Origin of the sequence: Rouxiella silvae, from assembly GCF_002093625.1 — a bacterium.
Classification (GTDB): Bacteria; Pseudomonadota; Gammaproteobacteria; order Enterobacterales; family Enterobacteriaceae; genus Rouxiella; species Rouxiella silvae.
Genome location: NZ_MRWD01000038.1, coordinates 39,539 through 54,366, shown reverse-complemented (window position 1 = coordinate 54,366; position 14,828 = coordinate 39,539). Strand labels below are relative to the sequence as shown.

General features: G+C 50.6%; 17 protein-coding genes. 8 read left to right on the top strand and 9 right to left on the bottom strand.

Annotated elements, in window-relative coordinates; all coding sequences use genetic code 11:
• Positions 1-308: 308 nt before the first annotated feature.
• Positions 309-875, bottom strand: a complete 567-nt coding sequence (gene gmhB, locus BS639_RS15815; RefSeq protein ID WP_233427685.1) for a D-glycero-beta-D-manno-heptose 1,7-bisphosphate 7-phosphatase — start codon at positions 873-875, stop codon at positions 309-311.
• Positions 876-1,051: 176 nt separating this feature from the next.
• Here gmhB and metN point away from each other — a divergent pair, with 176 nt between their 5' ends.
• The 6 genes from metN to proS all read left to right on the top strand — a co-directional run bounded on the left by metN (position 1,052) and on the right by proS (position 6,887).
• Positions 1,052-2,083, top strand: a complete 1,032-nt coding sequence (gene metN / locus BS639_RS15810) for a methionine ABC transporter ATP-binding protein MetN (RefSeq protein WP_055773151.1) — start codon at positions 1,052-1,054, stop codon at positions 2,081-2,083.
• Positions 2,076-2,729: a methionine ABC transporter permease MetI gene (locus tag BS639_RS15805; RefSeq protein WP_055773148.1), complete on the top strand. Its 654-nt coding sequence runs from the start codon at positions 2,076-2,078 to the stop codon at positions 2,727-2,729. The genes metN and BS639_RS15805 overlap by 8 nt, the downstream gene beginning before the upstream one ends.
• Before the next feature lie 71 nt (positions 2,730-2,800).
• Positions 2,801-3,616 (top strand): MetQ/NlpA family lipoprotein, encoded by an 816-nt coding sequence (locus BS639_RS15800; protein WP_055773145.1) that lies wholly within the window; start codon positions 2,801-2,803, stop codon positions 3,614-3,616.
• 255 nt (positions 3,617-3,871) lie between these two features.
• Complete coding sequence (gene rcsF / locus BS639_RS15795) at positions 3,872-4,276, top strand: Rcs stress response system protein RcsF (protein ID WP_084983582.1); 405 nt, start codon at positions 3,872-3,874, stop codon at positions 4,274-4,276.
• Entirely contained in the window at positions 4,273-4,980 is a 708-nt protein-coding gene (gene tsaA / locus BS639_RS15790; RefSeq protein ID WP_084983581.1) for a tRNA (N6-threonylcarbamoyladenosine(37)-N6)-methyltransferase TrmO, read from the top strand. The genes rcsF and tsaA overlap by 4 nt, the downstream gene beginning before the upstream one ends.
• 188 nt (positions 4,981-5,168) lie before the next feature.
• A complete protein-coding gene (gene proS, locus BS639_RS15785; RefSeq protein ID WP_084983580.1) occupies positions 5,169-6,887 on the top strand; it encodes a proline--tRNA ligase in 1,719 nt (572 codons plus the stop codon).
• A 108-nt stretch (positions 6,888-6,995) separates the two neighbouring features.
• On the opposite strand, the gene nlpE is transcribed toward proS, so the two are convergent.
• The 3 genes from nlpE to BS639_RS15770 all read right to left on the bottom strand — a co-directional run bounded on the left by nlpE (position 6,996) and on the right by BS639_RS15770 (position 8,727).
• Positions 6,996-7,688, bottom strand: coding sequence for an envelope stress response activation lipoprotein NlpE (nlpE, locus tag BS639_RS15780; RefSeq protein WP_084983579.1), 693 nt, complete (start codon positions 7,686-7,688; stop codon positions 6,996-6,998).
• A gap of 63 nt (positions 7,689-7,751) precedes the next feature.
• A complete protein-coding gene (gene arfB, locus BS639_RS15775; RefSeq protein WP_084983578.1) occupies positions 7,752-8,162 on the bottom strand; it encodes an alternative ribosome rescue aminoacyl-tRNA hydrolase ArfB in 411 nt (136 codons plus the stop codon).
• Between the two features lies 1 nt (position 8,163).
• The gene (locus tag BS639_RS15770; RefSeq protein WP_055773128.1) at positions 8,164-8,727 is read right to left on the bottom strand and encodes a YaeQ family protein; all 564 of its coding nucleotides are present in this window, start codon (positions 8,725-8,727) and stop codon (positions 8,164-8,166) included.
• Between the two features lie 221 nt (positions 8,728-8,948).
• Between BS639_RS15770 and BS639_RS15765 the strand changes: the two genes are divergently transcribed.
• Both BS639_RS15765 and rof read left to right on the top strand, forming a co-directional pair.
• Positions 8,949-9,146: a YaeP family protein gene (locus tag BS639_RS15765; RefSeq protein WP_055773123.1), complete on the top strand. Its 198-nt coding sequence runs from the start codon at positions 8,949-8,951 to the stop codon at positions 9,144-9,146.
• Positions 9,136-9,396, top strand: coding sequence for a Rho-binding antiterminator (gene rof, locus BS639_RS15760; protein ID WP_055773121.1), 261 nt, complete (start codon positions 9,136-9,138; stop codon positions 9,394-9,396). Before BS639_RS15765 ends, rof begins: the two co-directional genes overlap by 11 nt.
• Positions 9,397-9,492: 96 nt before the next feature.
• Here rof and BS639_RS15755 read toward each other — a convergent pair whose 3' ends face one another.
• From BS639_RS15755 to accA, 5 genes are all read right to left on the bottom strand, one after another.
• Positions 9,493-9,819 (bottom strand): c-type cytochrome, encoded by a 327-nt coding sequence (locus BS639_RS15755; protein WP_084983577.1) that lies wholly within the window; start codon positions 9,817-9,819, stop codon positions 9,493-9,495.
• 35 nt (positions 9,820-9,854) lie between these two features.
• On the bottom strand, positions 9,855-11,174 hold the full coding sequence (gene tilS, locus BS639_RS15750; RefSeq protein WP_084983576.1) for a tRNA lysidine(34) synthetase TilS: 1,320 nt from the start codon (positions 11,172-11,174) through the stop codon (positions 9,855-9,857).
• Between the two features lie 36 nt (positions 11,175-11,210).
• Entirely contained in the window at positions 11,211-11,603 is a 393-nt protein-coding gene (locus BS639_RS15745) for a VOC family protein (protein ID WP_084983575.1), read from the bottom strand.
• Positions 11,596-13,746, bottom strand: coding sequence for a lysine decarboxylase LdcC (locus tag BS639_RS15740; RefSeq protein ID WP_055773114.1), 2,151 nt, complete (start codon positions 13,744-13,746; stop codon positions 11,596-11,598). Before BS639_RS15740 ends, BS639_RS15745 begins: the two co-directional genes overlap by 8 nt.
• Positions 13,747-13,856: 110 nt before the next feature.
• Positions 13,857-14,816 (bottom strand): acetyl-CoA carboxylase carboxyl transferase subunit alpha, encoded by a 960-nt coding sequence (gene accA / locus BS639_RS15735; RefSeq protein WP_055773111.1) that lies wholly within the window; start codon positions 14,814-14,816, stop codon positions 13,857-13,859.
• Positions 14,817-14,828 lie beyond the last annotated feature (12 nt).

Sequence of the window (14,828 nt, the reverse complement as noted above, 5' to 3'; positions counted from 1 at the left end):
TGTTGCCACCGAAGTGGCTGATATCGTCTTGTGAGTGCCCACACAGATTGTCTGATAAATTGTTAAAGAGCAGTGAGTTACGCGCTTTCGCTTGCTAACTCGAGGTGGCGTATACTACGCTTTCCTCATTTAATGTCAACCGATTATTTTATCAATCAACATCATTTTTAATTCTTCCCGACTCGTTCACACCGCGTTGCTGCTGCGTTGTTCCCTGTCGTTGGAGCGGCATTATAGGGAGCTGAGCGGGAATGGCAAGCGAATAAATACAGTTTTATTTCGTTTGCCTATTTTTCATTCTCAGTGCTTTATTTTAAGCCGTTTTTAATAGCCGCAGGCAACTGTGCCAAACTGTCGAGAACCTTGTCTGCCAAGGCTTCCCCCTCTTGGGTGACCGGTTTGCCACTTTTAACCAAAATTTTGGTTCCTACGCCCGCATTAATCGCAGCCTGCATGTCTTCGAGTTTATCGCCTACCATATAAGAAGCGGCCATATCGATATTCAGCTCTTCTTTCGCAGTAAGGAACATCCCAGGCTGCGGCTTACGGCAGTCACATACCTGCTTGTACTCTTCTACTATTGCTTCAGGATGGTGAGGACAGAAATAGATGCCGTCCAAATCGACGCCGCGATCGGCCAGCGACCAGTCCATCCACTCAGTGAGAGTGAAGAATTGATCCTCGGTGAACTTTCCACGGGCAATGCCCGACTGGTTTGTCACGAGGACTAAGGCAAAGCCCATTTCTTTCAGTTTAAGGCAGGCTTCTATGGTGCCTTCAATAAACTCGAAGTCGTCTATCTCATGAACATAGCCATGATCGACATTAAGGGTACCGTCGCGGTCTAAAAATATTGCTGGAACAGTTTGTGCCACGTATTTGCTCCTGATGGCGGGTTGATGTCCAAGTATCGCATGTTTTAGGGGGTGGTGAGAATGCTATCTGGTTGACTTAGCCGTCTAGACGCCTTAGCATCCACGCCATGTTCTGGAATGAGTTCCAGAGGGTTACTTTTTGTTCGTCACAGCTGTAAAAGCGACATAAGATAAATATGATTAAACTTTCCAACATTACCAAAGTGTTCAAACAGGGTCAGCGCAACATCACTGCGCTGTCGGACGTGAGCCTTCACGTGCCTGCCGGACAAATTTATGGTGTCATCGGTGCCTCCGGTGCGGGTAAAAGTACGCTGATTCGCTGCGTTAATCTGCTTGAGCGCCCCACTGAGGGTAAAGTGCTGGTCGATGGACAAGACCTGACTGCATTTTCAGAGAAAGAGCTGACTCGCGCACGTCGCCAAATTGGCATGATCTTCCAACACTTTAACCTGCTGTCATCGCGCACCGTGTTTGGCAACGTGGCGCTGCCTTTGGAACTGGACAACCTTTCTTCCAATCAAATCAAACAGCGCGTCAACGAGTTGTTGAAGCTGGTCGGTCTGGAAGACAAACAGGATGCCTACCCGGCCAACCTCTCTGGCGGACAAAAGCAGCGCGTTGCCATTGCCCGTGCGCTAGCCAGCAATCCGAAAGTGTTGCTGTGTGACGAAGCCACCAGCGCATTGGATCCGGCAACAACCCGCTCTATTCTCGAACTGTTAAAAGACATCAATCGTCGTCTGGGCCTGACTATTCTTCTCATCACCCATGAAATGGACGTGGTTAAGCGCATCTGCGATCAGGTTGCGGTTATCAGCAACGGCCAACTGATTGAACAGGACAAAGTGAGCGAGATGTTTTCACACCCGAAAACGCCGCTGGCTCAACAGTTTATTCAATCGACGCTGCATTTGGACATTCCCGATGACTATGCTTTGCGCATGAAGCCCGAACAGGCTGTCGGAAGCGTACCTTTACTACGTCTGGAATTTACCGGTCAGTCGGTAGATGCTCCTCTGCTCTCACAGGCTGTGCGTCAGTTCAACATTAACAACAATATTATCAGCGCGCAGATGGACTATGCCGGCGGCGTGAAGTTCGGCATTATGCTGACCGAAATGCACGGTAGCGTTGAAGAAACACAGGCAGCGATCCAATTCCTGCACGAAAATCAAGTTAAGGTAGAGGTGCTCGGTTATGTCTGAGGCAATGATGTGGTTACTTGGCCGGGGCATTTGGGAAACCGTAATAATGACGCTGACCTCCGGCTTTTTTGGCTTTGCACTTGGCCTGCCGTTTGGCGTACTGCTTTATGTGACTCGTCCGGGGCAGATTGCTGAGAACAAGAGTCTCTATCGGACTCTGTCTGCGCTGGTGAACATCTTCCGTTCTATTCCTTTTATTATCCTGCTGGTATGGATGATCCCGTTCACGCGCATTATCGTCGGCACCTCAATTGGTTTGCAGGCGGCTATCGTTCCATTGACCGTGGGCGCTGCGCCGTTTATTGCTCGTATGGTTGAGAATGCGATGCTAGAAATTCCAAGCGGATTAGTCGAGGCCGCGCGCGCAATGGGCGCAACGCCAATGCAGATTATTCGTAAAGTTCTGCTGCCGGAAGCGCTGCCGGGATTAGTTAACGCTGCCACTATCACGCTCATCACCCTAGTGGGATACTCCGCAATGGGCGGTGCCGTTGGCGCCGGTGGTCTGGGGCAGATTGGCTATCAGTACGGCTATATCGGCTACAACGCCACGGTAATGAATACTGTATTAATATTGTTGGTTGTACTGGTGTACCTGATTCAACTCTGCGGCGATCGCATTGTTAAAGCAGTGACCCATAAGTAAAAAACAAAACGGCGGCAGGGCTCCACGCCGCCCATAATTAATCTCGACATAAAATGTATAGAGGATAGGACATGTCCATCAAATTTAAATCTCTTGCAGTAGCGGGTGTACTTCTGGGAACGCTGGCCGTAGCAGGTTGTGGCCCGAAGAAAGAAGATCCAAACCATATTAAAGTGGGCGTTATCGTCGGCGCTGAGCAGCAAGTCGCCGAAGTGGCCGCTAAAGTAGCGAAAGAAAAATACGGTCTTGACGTTGAGCTGGTCACTTTCAACGATTACGTACTGCCTAACGAAGCCTTGAGCAAAGGTGATATTGACGTTAACGCTTTCCAGCACAAGCCATACCTGGATCAGCAAATCAAAGACCGCGGCTACAAGTTGGTCTCTGTGGGCAATACCTTCGTTTACCCGATTGCTGGCTATTCCAAGAAAATTAAATCTATCAGCGAACTGAAAGAAGGCGACCAGATTGCACTGCCAAACGATCCGACAAACCTGGGTCGTTCACTGCTGCTGCTGCAAAAAGAAGGTCTGATTAAACTGAAAGACGGCGTAGGTCTGCTGCCAACCGTACTGGACGTAACTGAGAATCCAAAAAATCTGAAGCTGGTTGAGTTGGAAGCGCCTCAGTTGCCACGTTCACTGGATGACAACAAGATTGCTCTGGCAGTCATCAACACCACTTATGCAAGCCAGATTGGCCTGACGCCTGCTAAAGACGGCATCTTTGTAGAAGACAAAAACTCACCTTATGTGAATATGATTGTTGCTCGCGAAGATAATAAAGATGCTGAAAACGTGCAGAAGTTTGTAAAAGCCTATGAGTCTGATGAAGTTGACCAGGCTGCGAACAAAGTGTTCAACGGTGGTGCGGTTAAAGGCTGGTAATCAGTCGTTCTCTAAATATATTGTTTATTACATAATATATTGTCAAGGCGGGCTTATGCCCGCCTTGTTATTTGTTCAATACCTTGCTTCAATACCGCCTCTTTCTTTCAATATTAATGTACCCATGGCATTCAAAATGCGGATAGGTTGCAGCCTTACTAACTTCCGAGCGTTTAATAAACCAATAACGGCAGAATGAGGAAGCAAAAATCCCCGTATTTTTATGAATAATGGGTATAGAGCAGAGGACATATCATGCGTGCTTTACCTCTATGTTTGTTAGCCCTTTTGCTAGCTGGATGTTCCGCGACTCACAAAACGCAGCCCATCGTTAACGAACGTCCCATCATAGAACAGCCTAAACCTGTTAAGCCTAAACCCGCGCCCCGCCCTGCGGCGGTAAAACTTTATAAAAATGCAGAAGCGCTTGTTGGTACGCCTTTCCGCGATCTGGGTGAAGTGTCGGGTGAATCTTGTCAGGTAAGCGCACAAGATGCGCAACCCAGCATGTCAAACGCGCGCAGACGAATGCTTTCTCACGCCTCAAATATGAAGGCTAATGCGGTACTCCTGCATCAGTGCCAAATCATTTCAGGCGTTGCCGGTTGTAATCAACAGGCTGTTTGCCAAGGTTCTGCGCTTAACGTCAGCTTTAAATGACCGCGTTTACCTTCAATGAAATAGGGAGGATCCACTCCCCCTATAAAGAGAAGTTTGCCGTTCCTCGCCAACCGGGACTGGTAGAAGATGGCGGCGGTGAATTGCACTTGCTGCCGCCCTATAATCAGGCCGAGGCCGTTCGTGGCCTGGAAGCCTTCAGCCATCTCTGGGTGATGTTTATATTCCATCAAACCATGGAAGGCGGTTGGCGCCCAACCGTACGCCCGCCAAGATTGGGCGGCAATGCGCGCGTCGGCGTCTTCGCCACCCGCTCTACCTTCCGGCCTAATCCGCTCGGCATGTCTTTGGTGGAACTGAAAGGGATACGTTGCCAGGGCAAAGAGGTGATTTTACAGCTTGGCAGCCTCGATTTAGTCGACGGTACGCCGGTTGTCGATATCAAGCCCTACCTGCCCTTTGCCGAAAGCCAACCGTTGGCGGTAGCCGGATTTGCACAAGAGGCTCCCGAGGCTGAGATGCCAGTAACCTTCTCACCGCGGGCAGAAAGCCAACTGGCGGAAAATTTGGCTCGCTATCCCCATTTACGCCGCTTTATCACCCAAGTTTTAGGCCAGGATCCCCGCCCGGCTTATCGTAAAGGTGAAGAACTGGAGCGTGATTACGCCGTCCACCTGCTGGAATTTAACGTCAAATGGCGGGTTATTGCCGATCAGAATCAGGTTATTTCACTCGACCCGAACTAAAATTCAGCGGTTCTCTTTTGACTCTCGTCGGTCACTGGTAAACTAACTGACCGCAGGCTATTGCTGTGTTGAGAGTAGCGGCGGTTAATGGGTTTATGAGTGACCGGTGATAATTCGAATATTTTCACGTTCTGGCAGGCCCTTTTTGGTCTGCGGACGATTTGCAGTGCTAACGGAACCAACACATCATGCGTACAACACAATATCTGCTCTCCACTCTGAAGGAGACGCCAGCCGACGCCGAAGTCATCAGCCACCAGCTGATGCTGCGCGCCGGAATGATCCGCAAACTGGCCTCAGGTCTTTATACCTGGATGCCAACCGGTCTGCGTGTTCTGAAAAAAGTCGAAAACATCGTGCGCGAAGAGATGAACAACGCTTGCGCAATCGAAATCTCGATGCCCGTCGTACAGCCCGGCGACCTGTGGCAGGAGAGTGGACGTTGGGAGCAATACGGCCCAGAGTTGCTGCGTTTTGTTGACCGCGGTGAGCGCGCCTTCGTGCTCGGCCCTACGCATGAAGAAGTTGTTACCGATTTGATGCGCACTGAAATCAGCTCTTATAAGCAGCTGCCGCTTAACTTTTTCCAGATCCAGACCAAATTCCGCGACGAAGTGCGTCCGCGCTTTGGCGTGATGCGCTCGCGTGAATTCCTGATGAAAGACGCCTACTCTTTCCACACCACTCAGGAATCACTTCAGGAAACCTACGACGCGATGTATGCGGCCTACAGTAAAATCTTTAGTCGCATGGGCCTTGATTTCCGCGCCGTTGAGGCAGATACCGGCTCTATCGGCGGAAGTGCATCGCACGAATTCCAGGTGCTGGCAGAAAGCGGTGAAGATGACGTTATTTTCTCTACTGAATCAGACTACGCGGCCAACATCGAAAAAGCTGAAGCCGTGGCCCCTGCTGCACCGCGCGGCCCAGCGACAGAAGAATTGCGTATTATCGATACGCCAAACGCCAAAACCATCGCCGAGCTGGTTGAGCAATTCCAGCTACCGGTCGAAAAAACCGTGAAAACGCTGATGGTTCGCGCCACAGAAGGCAGTGCTCACGCTCTGGTTGCGCTATTGGTTCGTGGTGACCACGAGCTGAACGAGATCAAAGCTGAAAAATTGTCGCAGGTTGCTTCACCGCTGACCTTCGCCACCGAAGACGAAATTCGTGCGCTGGTTAACGCCGGTCCAGGTTCGCTTGGCCCAATCAATCTGGTGATGCCTGTCGTAGTTGACCGCACCGTTGCCGCCATGAGCGACTTCAGCGCCGGTGCCAACATTGACGGTAAGCACTACTTCGGCATTAACTGGGAGCGTGATCTTGCGCTGCCTGAAGTGGCTGACCTGCGCAACGTAGTCGAAGGCGATGCCAGCCCAGACGGCAAAGGGACGCTGCTTATCAAGCGCGGTATCGAAGTCGGTCATATCTTCCAACTGGGCACCAAGTATTCGGAAGCCATGAAGGCCACCGTTCAGGGCGAAGACGGCAAGAATCAGCTGATGACTATGGGCTGTTACGGGATTGGTGTAACTCGCGTAGTTGCCGCCGCGATTGAACAGAACCACGACGGTCGCGGTATTATCTGGCCAGACGCTATTGCGCCTTTCCAGGTGGCTATTCTGCCTATGAACATGAGCAAGTCATTTCGCGTGAAAGACGCAGCTGAAGCGCTTTATCAGACTCTGCGTGCCAAAGGCATTGACGTTATTCTCGACGACCGTAAAGAGCGTCCGGGCGTGATGTTTGCTGACATGGAACTGATTGGCGTTCCGCACCAGGTGGTGATCGGCGAGCGCAATCTCGACGCAGAAGAGCTTGAATATAAAAACCGCCGCAGCGGTGAAAAGCAGATGATTAAGCAAAGCGATATCGTTGAATATCTGCTGAGCCAGATCCCACGCTAATAAAAAAGGCCAGCGCGTAACTCGCTGGCCTTTTTATTGATTATCGTTCTATAAAAACGCCCGCCTTTGACTACTGCATCGGCGGGCGTTTTATTTTGATCTCGGAACTTATTGGCAGTTCTTGCCGGGATCCAAACTGATGTTGCTGTCGGCTACCAACAGCTTGTGACCGCGGCCATCATCACCGCCCGGCTCAACCTGGAAGTGCCCGTCCATTGAGACAAACACCAGTTGGTCCGGTGAGTGAGGCATATTCATATAGGCCTTGTGCAGCATACTGCTGGTTGCCATTGGAATGACTTTCCCAGTAGTACAGTCGGTGAACACCACGTTATCGGCCTGATATCGCACCATACCGCTCAGCGGCATCGGCGTTTCTGGCATACGTTGCTCGGCCGGTTGCAGCTGATAATGCATGGCGAGATGCGGCGTTTTCGATTGGATAGGATCGCCGTGAATATCCAGCATCTCAAGGTTATCCCCCACCGGACGGAAATAACGCTTCTCTCCGTTGGCTTCGGTTAACACCAGTTTGTCGGCAGTTCGCGCCCATTTTCCGTACTGCGCAAACGCCTGATCCTCTTTTGGTTTAACCTGGTAAACTTCTCGCAGAATATAAGTCCCATCCTGTTGTAAAAACAGCGAGGTTTCAATTCCACTGCAGTCAGCGCAGGGCAGCACGCCTTTATAGCTCTGCTGCATTGCCTCAAAGGGCTGTTCTTGTGCAAAAATCTTGTTGTGACATCCGAATAGCGACAACAGGCTGAAAGTCAGCCCCACAGTAATCATTATTTTTTTCACAGTTTTCTCCCACTGCGTTTTGATCTTTATATCGCCCTTTCCACCATGATTAAACGGCCAGAACTAACGAATTTTGCCTCTCAGCGCTTTGGTGGCACCTTTGCGCACTTTACTCTCTACCCGACGAATTTTAGACCCACGCGTGGGTTTAGTCGCGCGTCGCGGCTTTTCTACCACCATTGCCTGACTAATAAGGGTAGATAACCGGGCGAGTGCCGCTTCACGATTCTGTTCCTGACTGCGGTATTCCTGCGCTTTAATTATCACAATACCTTCTGCAGTAATTAAATGATGCTTAAACGCTAATAAACGTTGCTGGTAATACTCTGGCAGGCTCGATGCTTTAATATCAAAACGCAGGTGAATCGCGATAGAGGTTTTATTAACGTTCTGACCACCGTTCCCTTGTGCGCGGATTGCGGTGAGTTCAACGTCACCATCGGGGATTTCGAGACTGCCGGATAAAATTAACACCTTACTGCACCGCCTGCTTCCAGTTACCGTCTTTCCACTCTTCGAAGTGAATCTCTACGTTATTCTGGGCATCGGAAAGCCAGATAGCATCGTCCTGCAGGGTTGCCTGCAACACCATATTACGTTGGCAAAAGGACACCAGCTGCGCCAAGAGTTCATCGTCGATGTAACGAACGCTCAGGTTGGAAAATTGGCTGACTTTATTTTGCACCTGCGACCACCAAACCTTGGCAGCTCGCTCACCATACGCGTAAAGCACCACAGTGCGCGACTGGTTACAGGCTTTTTTCAGACGCTTCTCATCCGGCAGACCCAATTCGACCCACAGCTCGATGCCGCTGTGATCGTTTTTACGCCAGATTTCAGGCTCGTCTTCGGCACTCAGGCCGCGTGTGAAACTCAAACGTTCGTCGGCGTGGCAAATCCAAGCAAGTAGGCGGAGCATCATGCGCTGCTCGGTTTCCGACGGGTGCTGGGCCAGTGTGAGGTTGGCATCGTAGAAAAAATTGCGATCCATATCGGCAATATTGACTGCGGCTTTATAAATTGTTGCTTTTAACGCCATGGGGAACCTCTAAGTAATGGACGCACATTGTACTTGATATCAACATAATATAAAGCTTGGTGCCCAACCTGATAACTCACGCCGCTCTGTGCTATAGTCGTTTAATAACGGAAGTTTATCTTTTCCCAGTTAAAAGGTTTTAGCTTACTGTGGGGGAGTGAAAGAGTTTGTTCGAAAAGTTGCGTAAAGAGCCATTTCGAACAAGCTCTATAGGAGGACCTATGCAACAATACTCTGAATTAGTACGCCGAAAGTATGCGGAGATCGGCAGTGGCGATCTCGGTTATGTGCCCGATGCATTGGGCTGTGTGCTAAAGGCATTAGACGACGTTGCGGCAAATGCCGAACTTCCGTCTTCCGTTCGAGAACAGGCGGCTTATGCCGCCGCTAACTTACTGGTGAGCGATTATGTCGATTAATGATGAGTACCAACCCATCAATTGCGATGATTACGATAATCTCGAGCTTGCCTGTCAGGACCATTTGGTTCTGACGCTGAAAATGCGTAATGGGGAGCTTGTCGAAGCCAAGGCCAAAGATCTGTTGATGCGGAAAAAAGTGGAATATCTGATTGTTGACTCGGATGGGCAACAGTTGGAATTCAGGCTTGACCACATAGAGAGCTTCAGTAATCCCAAAATTGGCACTGTGGTTGTGAGTGTAGAGTAGCTTCTACGGTCATCACCAAACGAAAAAACGTTGACGGGCAATCTTAAGATTGCCCGTTTTTCTTTGCAGATTATCCTCTAAGCCACCTTATGTATTTTAAGGCTTTTGTGCCGCATAGTATGCCGCCAAGTCATCGATATCCTGCTCTGTAAGCGCCGAAGTAAATGCCTGCATAATTCCGGCCTGCCCGCCCGTCCTGCTCCCTTTCTTATAATCCTGCAACGCCAACGCCAAATAAGCTTCATTTTGTCCGGCAAGATTAGGATAAAGCGTGTTGCTGGCTTTGCCCGTTGCGCCATGACAGGCGGCACAGCTGGCAGACTTCGCTTGACCGTTGGCGATATTTCCCTCAGCCATCGCCGGCAAAGTGATACTCAACCACGCCAAAGCCAAGCCCAGTGCGCCATTCTTTATAACATACATCATTGCTCCCAAACCGGTTCAACCCGGCGGTAAAGTTATTCGCTTTCTGTTTTCCAAAGCAGCGACCAATGAGCCTCTTGTGGGCCTTGGGTCAGCGCTTCGTGGGTAATGAATAGACCAGCCGCTGCAATCGGTTTTTCATTGTAAAAAATCAGCGGAATACGCTCTCGTTCCCAAGGGGGAACGTTTAGCTCCTGCCACAGTTTTTTTATTTGCCGCGAACGGTCACGGCCAACGATGTGCAGATAACCTCTGGCATGAAATCTTACACTCAGCGTCTCGTTAGCGTACGGTTTACGTACCCACTGCCCCTGCTGCGCCGAGTTATCAAGGGTAAGTGTTCCCAGACCATCAGGCAGATCCAATGGTTTATCCCCCGCCCAGTCAAGCACCGTTTCTTTCAGCGACTGCATCGGCCTTAACCAGTACAACCGTTGGCGAAAGCGCCTAATGCTGTTTTCACCGAGGCGCAACTGCGGTTCCGCATCTTCCTGGCTAGTCGCCACTTCATCCCAGATACGCTGCAACTGCTCGCGTGAGGGCATCTTAGCACCTTGTATGGCCAGCCAGCGGCGGATCAAAGCAAAGCGGCGCGGCGCAGAAAGCGATTGCAGTCCGGTAATCGACAGGCTGCCTTTCTCATCAATAAGCTGCTCAAGCCCTTCCTGCAACAGTTCATCGAGTAAAGACTCCTGCTCGGCGCACAGGATGGCGCTGCGGGCGGTCGCAGCGGCGAAATGCGGCCAGCGCTGATAAAGCAACGGCAGCACCTCAAGGCGTAAAAAATTGCGATCGAAACGCGAGTTCTGATTGCTGTCATCTTCAACCCAGTCAAGCTGGTGCAGACGCGCATAGTCTTCAAGCTTTTCGCGCTCAACGTAAAGCAGCGGTCTCAACAGCGCGTGGGCACCAAGCGTTGTGCTGGCGCTCATTGACGATAATCCAGCAGGCCCGCTGCCACGCTTTAACGCCAGCAAAAAAGTCTCACACTGATCGTTAAGGTGTTGAGCCGTAAGCAGCGTTTCACCCTCCTGCAAATTGCCGTCGAGTGCCTGATAGCGAGCACCGCGCGCTGCCGCTTCGACTCCCCCAGCGCGAGCATCGACGGTCACACTGATCGCTAAAAAATCGACCTGCCAATGCCCACACCGTTCACGACAGCTGTCACTCCATCGCTGCGCGTGAGTACTTAAACCATGATTAACGTGCACAGCGCGAAGCTGCAAGTGCGGCATTGAGCTGGCCCTAAGCTGAACCAGCGCGTGCAGCAACACCGTGGAGTCGAGTCCCCCGCTAAAGGCAACGCAGAGGCGACTTTTATCGCCTAAAAGTTGGGTCAGGTGTTCAAGCAGCATCAATAATTTCCGCTATGTAAAGTTGACGCATCGCCTTTAGTCAGCCTCATAAAGTTCTAAAGGCAAATGATCCGGATCGGAAAAGAAGGTAAATTTCTTGCCGGTATACTCGTCAATACGCACCGGCTCGCACACAATGCCTGCCGCGGTAAGATGCGCTACAGAGGCCTCAATATCATTGACGCTGAAAGCCAGATGACGCAGGCCGCAGGCTTCAGGATGGCTCAAGCGCGCAGGTACAGAAGGAAAGCTGAAAAGCTCAATCTGATACAGTCCGTTCAACGCCAGGTTCCCCATCCACGAGTCACGCGCCTCGCGATAAACCTCACCCAGTAGTTCAAAGCCCAGCACGCCGCAGTAGAATTTTTTACTGACTTCATAATCGCTGGCAATAATCGCGATGTGGTGGATTTGTCGTAAATTAAGCATTGAGCACCTCTGTTTTAAGCACTTTGACTAAATATCTCCCGTCTTCGGTCAGTTTCGCTCCGTGTATATCCGTTTCAAAACCTGGGAAATGCTCGCCAATCGAGCAAAGCATCAGCAGGAAATCAAGTACGGCGCGGCTCTCCTGGGTAATCATCTCACCCGGCATCACCACCGGAACGCCCGGAGGATAAGGCAGGATCATATTCGCTGCCACTTTGCCGACCAGTTGATCGATTTCACACTCTTCAATGTTGCCGCGCACCTGATGCTGGAACATCTCATAAGGGGTCATTTTCATTTCGGGCAAGACGTCGAATGCCTTAAGCATCAACGAAGGGAGGTCGTGATGCACGATGAGTCTGTGGATCCCCTGAGCCAAATCCTGAATGCGCATATGGCGATAAAAATCAGGGTCTTCGGCGTAAAGATCCGGCAGCATATTCTTCACCCGCAGATTAAGATCATAGGCGCGTTTGAAATCGGTCAGACCGCGCATCAGGCTCATCGACTTGGTTTTATCGATGCCAATGCTAAACAGAAACAGCAAATTATAAGGACCTGTCTTCTCAACCACTACGCCACGCTCATCAAGGAACTTGGCCACCAGCGCGGCGGGAATTCCCTCGCCCTCAAGCTTGCCAGTTTCGTCCATTCCCGGCGTCAAGATGGTGACTTTGATCGGATCAAGATACATGTGATCAGTGTCGGCGTTGGCGAAGCCGTGCCAGTTGTCGTCTGGATTAAGCGGCCAGCATTCCGCCTCGTCAATGTCTTCTGGCTGCCATACGTCGTAAAACCATCCGTCAGTTTCTTCGCGCAGTCGCTGGATCTCTTTACGAAAATGCAGCGCCCTCTCCACGGAGCGATTGATCAGTCTGCGCCCCGGATTGCCGCGCAGCATCGCCGCAGCCGTTTCCGCGGACGCAACAATACCGTAATTGGGTGAAGTGGTGGTGTGCATCATGTAGGCTTCATTAAAAGTGCTTTCGTTGTAATCACCTTTGATGTGGATCATCGAGGCCTGCGAGAAGGCCGCCAGCAGCTTATGAGTGGACTGCGTTTCATAGATGACTTTACCCTCGATGCGATCGCCACTCATGCCGCTTTTGCCATCATAAATTGGGTGAAAGTTAGTGTAAGGCACCCACGCCGAATCAAAATGAATCGACGCAACCTCGAGGGTATTTTTAATATAATCAGTATTGTACAGCAGACCATCGTAGGTTGAGTTGGTGATAACTGCATGCACTGGCCACGTGGCATTTTCAGTTTGAGCCACCTTGGCCGCAATACTGTCGCGGGTAAACTCACGCTGTGGAATACCGCCCAGAATTCCGTAGGCATTACGCAGCGGGCGCAGATAAATAGGCACAATGTTGGTCATCATCATCAGATGTGCCAAAGACTTATGACAGTTGCGGTCAATCAGAACGGTACTGCCTGCGGGCGCTGAATACATCCCAACAATTTTGTTCGCGGTAGATGTACCGTTGGTCACGATATAGCTTTGCTCGGCGCCAAAGGTGCGAGCAATATATTCTTCAGCCTCAAGATGTGGGCCAGTATGGTCGAGCAGCGAACCCAGTTCGGTGACCGAAATCGACACATCGGCCTTCAACGTTTTGGCACCAAAAAAGTCATAAAACAGCGTGCCTACCGGGCTTTTCAGAAACGCAGTTCCCGCCATATGCCCGGGCGTGCAGAAGGTGTACTTCCCTTCTTCAACATAATTAAACAATGCCTTGGTCAGTGGCGGCGTAATCTGATCAATATATTCATCAGTGTATTGGCGAATACGCTTGGCAATGTCTTCAGAGGCGTTCAGCGCATATTCAAAGAAATACAGCACCATGCGCATATCATGCACGCTAACATCCATCGTGGAATGGGTATTAATAAAAGCGTAGAGCGGCAGGTACTCGTTCAGCTCGTTGATTTCCACGCACAACTCTGTGCTGTGCAGATCCCAGTCGAAAATCACCCCGCAAATACGCGCATTGCTTTCTATAAGCTTCAGCAGGTCGGCTTTGTCACGGGGATAAATTGTTTTAAAACCCGCGACGTTAAGAGCGGCATCCAGCTCGCGGATCGGCTCATCTTTGTAATAAACCCCTTCAGGGCGCATGATGGCGATAATATTCATCTGACAAATCCTTCTGGTTTTCTAAAGCACAGGGTATAGCCCCTCACTCGCCGAGACAATAAAAAAGGGGCAGTCCAAAGACTGCCCCTTAAATTTTATAGCTAAAGAGATCAACAATAGCCGTAAGTCATCAGTCGCTGATAACGACGGTCACGCAGCTCTTCGGTAGACAACGCATCCAAATCGCTGAGATCGGCCTCAAGCTGTGCACGCAGTGAAGCTGCCATTGCAGAAACATCACGATGCGCGCCGCCCAAAGGTTCGGGGATAACGGAGTCGATCAGTTTCAGCTCTTTCAGACGTGGCGCGATGATGCCCATAGCCTCTGCCGCCAACGGCGCTTTGTCTGCACTTTTCCACAGAATGGACGCACAACCTTCTGGTGAAATCACCGAGTAGGTGCTGTACTGCAGCATGTTAACTTTGTCACCCACGCCAATCGCTAATGCACCACCTGAACCGCCTTCGCCAATAACGGTACAGATAACCGGTACGTTAAGACGAGACATTTCACGCAGGTTATGTGCGATAGCTTCGGACTGTCCACGCTCTTCCGCGCCCACGCCTGGGTATGCACCCGGTGTGTCGATGAAGGTGATGATAGGCATTTTAAAGCGTTCGGCCATTTCCATCAGACGCAGTGCTTTACGGTAGCCTTCAGGTGCCGGCATACCGAAGTTACGGCGGATCTTCTCTTTGGTTTCACGTCCCTTTTGATGACCAATGATCATCACGGCGCGCTCACCCAAACGTGCAATACCCCCAACGATAGCTTTATCGTCAGCATAAGCACGATCACCCGCAAGTTCATCAAAATCAGTGAAGATGTGCTTGATGTAATCAAGGGTGTAAGGGCGACGCGGATGGCGAGCCAACTGCGCAATCTGCCAGGCACCCAAATCTGAGAAAATTTTACGAGTCAGTTCAACGCTTTTCTCACGCAGGCGCCCTACTTCTTCGTCCAGATTAATATCTAATTTTTCGTCTTGACGACTGACTGCAGTCAGCGAGTCAATTTTCGCTTCCAGCTCCGCAATCGGCTGTTCAAAATCAAGAAAATTCAGACTCATAGCATTCCTATT

Excerpts from the sequence above, each read along its gene's own strand:
- tsaA (WP_084983581.1), top strand. The coding sequence starts at position 4,273 with ATGACCGCGTTTACCTTCAATGAAATAGGGAGGATCCACTCCCCCTAT.
- BS639_RS15765 (WP_055773123.1), top strand. The coding sequence starts at position 8,949 with ATGCAACAATACTCTGAATTAGTACGCCGAAAGTATGCGGAGATCGGC.
- BS639_RS15805 (WP_055773148.1), top strand. The coding sequence starts at position 2,076 with ATGTCTGAGGCAATGATGTGGTTACTTGGCCGGGGCATTTGGGAAACC.
- BS639_RS15800 (WP_055773145.1), top strand. The coding sequence starts at position 2,801 with ATGTCCATCAAATTTAAATCTCTTGCAGTAGCGGGTGTACTTCTGGGA.
- proS (WP_084983580.1), top strand. The coding sequence starts at position 5,169 with ATGCGTACAACACAATATCTGCTCTCCACTCTGAAGGAGACGCCAGCC.
- metN (WP_055773151.1), top strand. The coding sequence starts at position 1,052 with ATGATTAAACTTTCCAACATTACCAAAGTGTTCAAACAGGGTCAGCGC.
- rof (WP_055773121.1), top strand. The coding sequence starts at position 9,136 with ATGTCGATTAATGATGAGTACCAACCCATCAATTGCGATGATTACGAT.
- BS639_RS15745 (WP_084983575.1), bottom strand. The coding sequence starts at position 11,603 with ATGCTTAATTTACGACAAATCCACCACATCGCGATTATTGCCAGCGAT.
- BS639_RS15770 (WP_055773128.1), bottom strand. The coding sequence starts at position 8,727 with ATGGCGTTAAAAGCAACAATTTATAAAGCCGCAGTCAATATTGCCGAT.
- rcsF (WP_084983582.1), top strand. The coding sequence starts at position 3,872 with ATGCGTGCTTTACCTCTATGTTTGTTAGCCCTTTTGCTAGCTGGATGT.
- accA (WP_055773111.1), bottom strand. The coding sequence starts at position 14,816 with ATGAGTCTGAATTTTCTTGATTTTGAACAGCCGATTGCGGAGCTGGAA.
- BS639_RS15740 (WP_055773114.1), bottom strand. The coding sequence starts at position 13,746 with ATGAATATTATCGCCATCATGCGCCCTGAAGGGGTTTATTACAAAGAT.
- BS639_RS15755 (WP_084983577.1), bottom strand. The coding sequence starts at position 9,819 with ATGTATGTTATAAAGAATGGCGCACTGGGCTTGGCTTTGGCGTGGTTG.
- tilS (WP_084983576.1), bottom strand. The coding sequence starts at position 11,174 with ATGCTGCTTGAACACCTGACCCAACTTTTAGGCGATAAAAGTCGCCTC.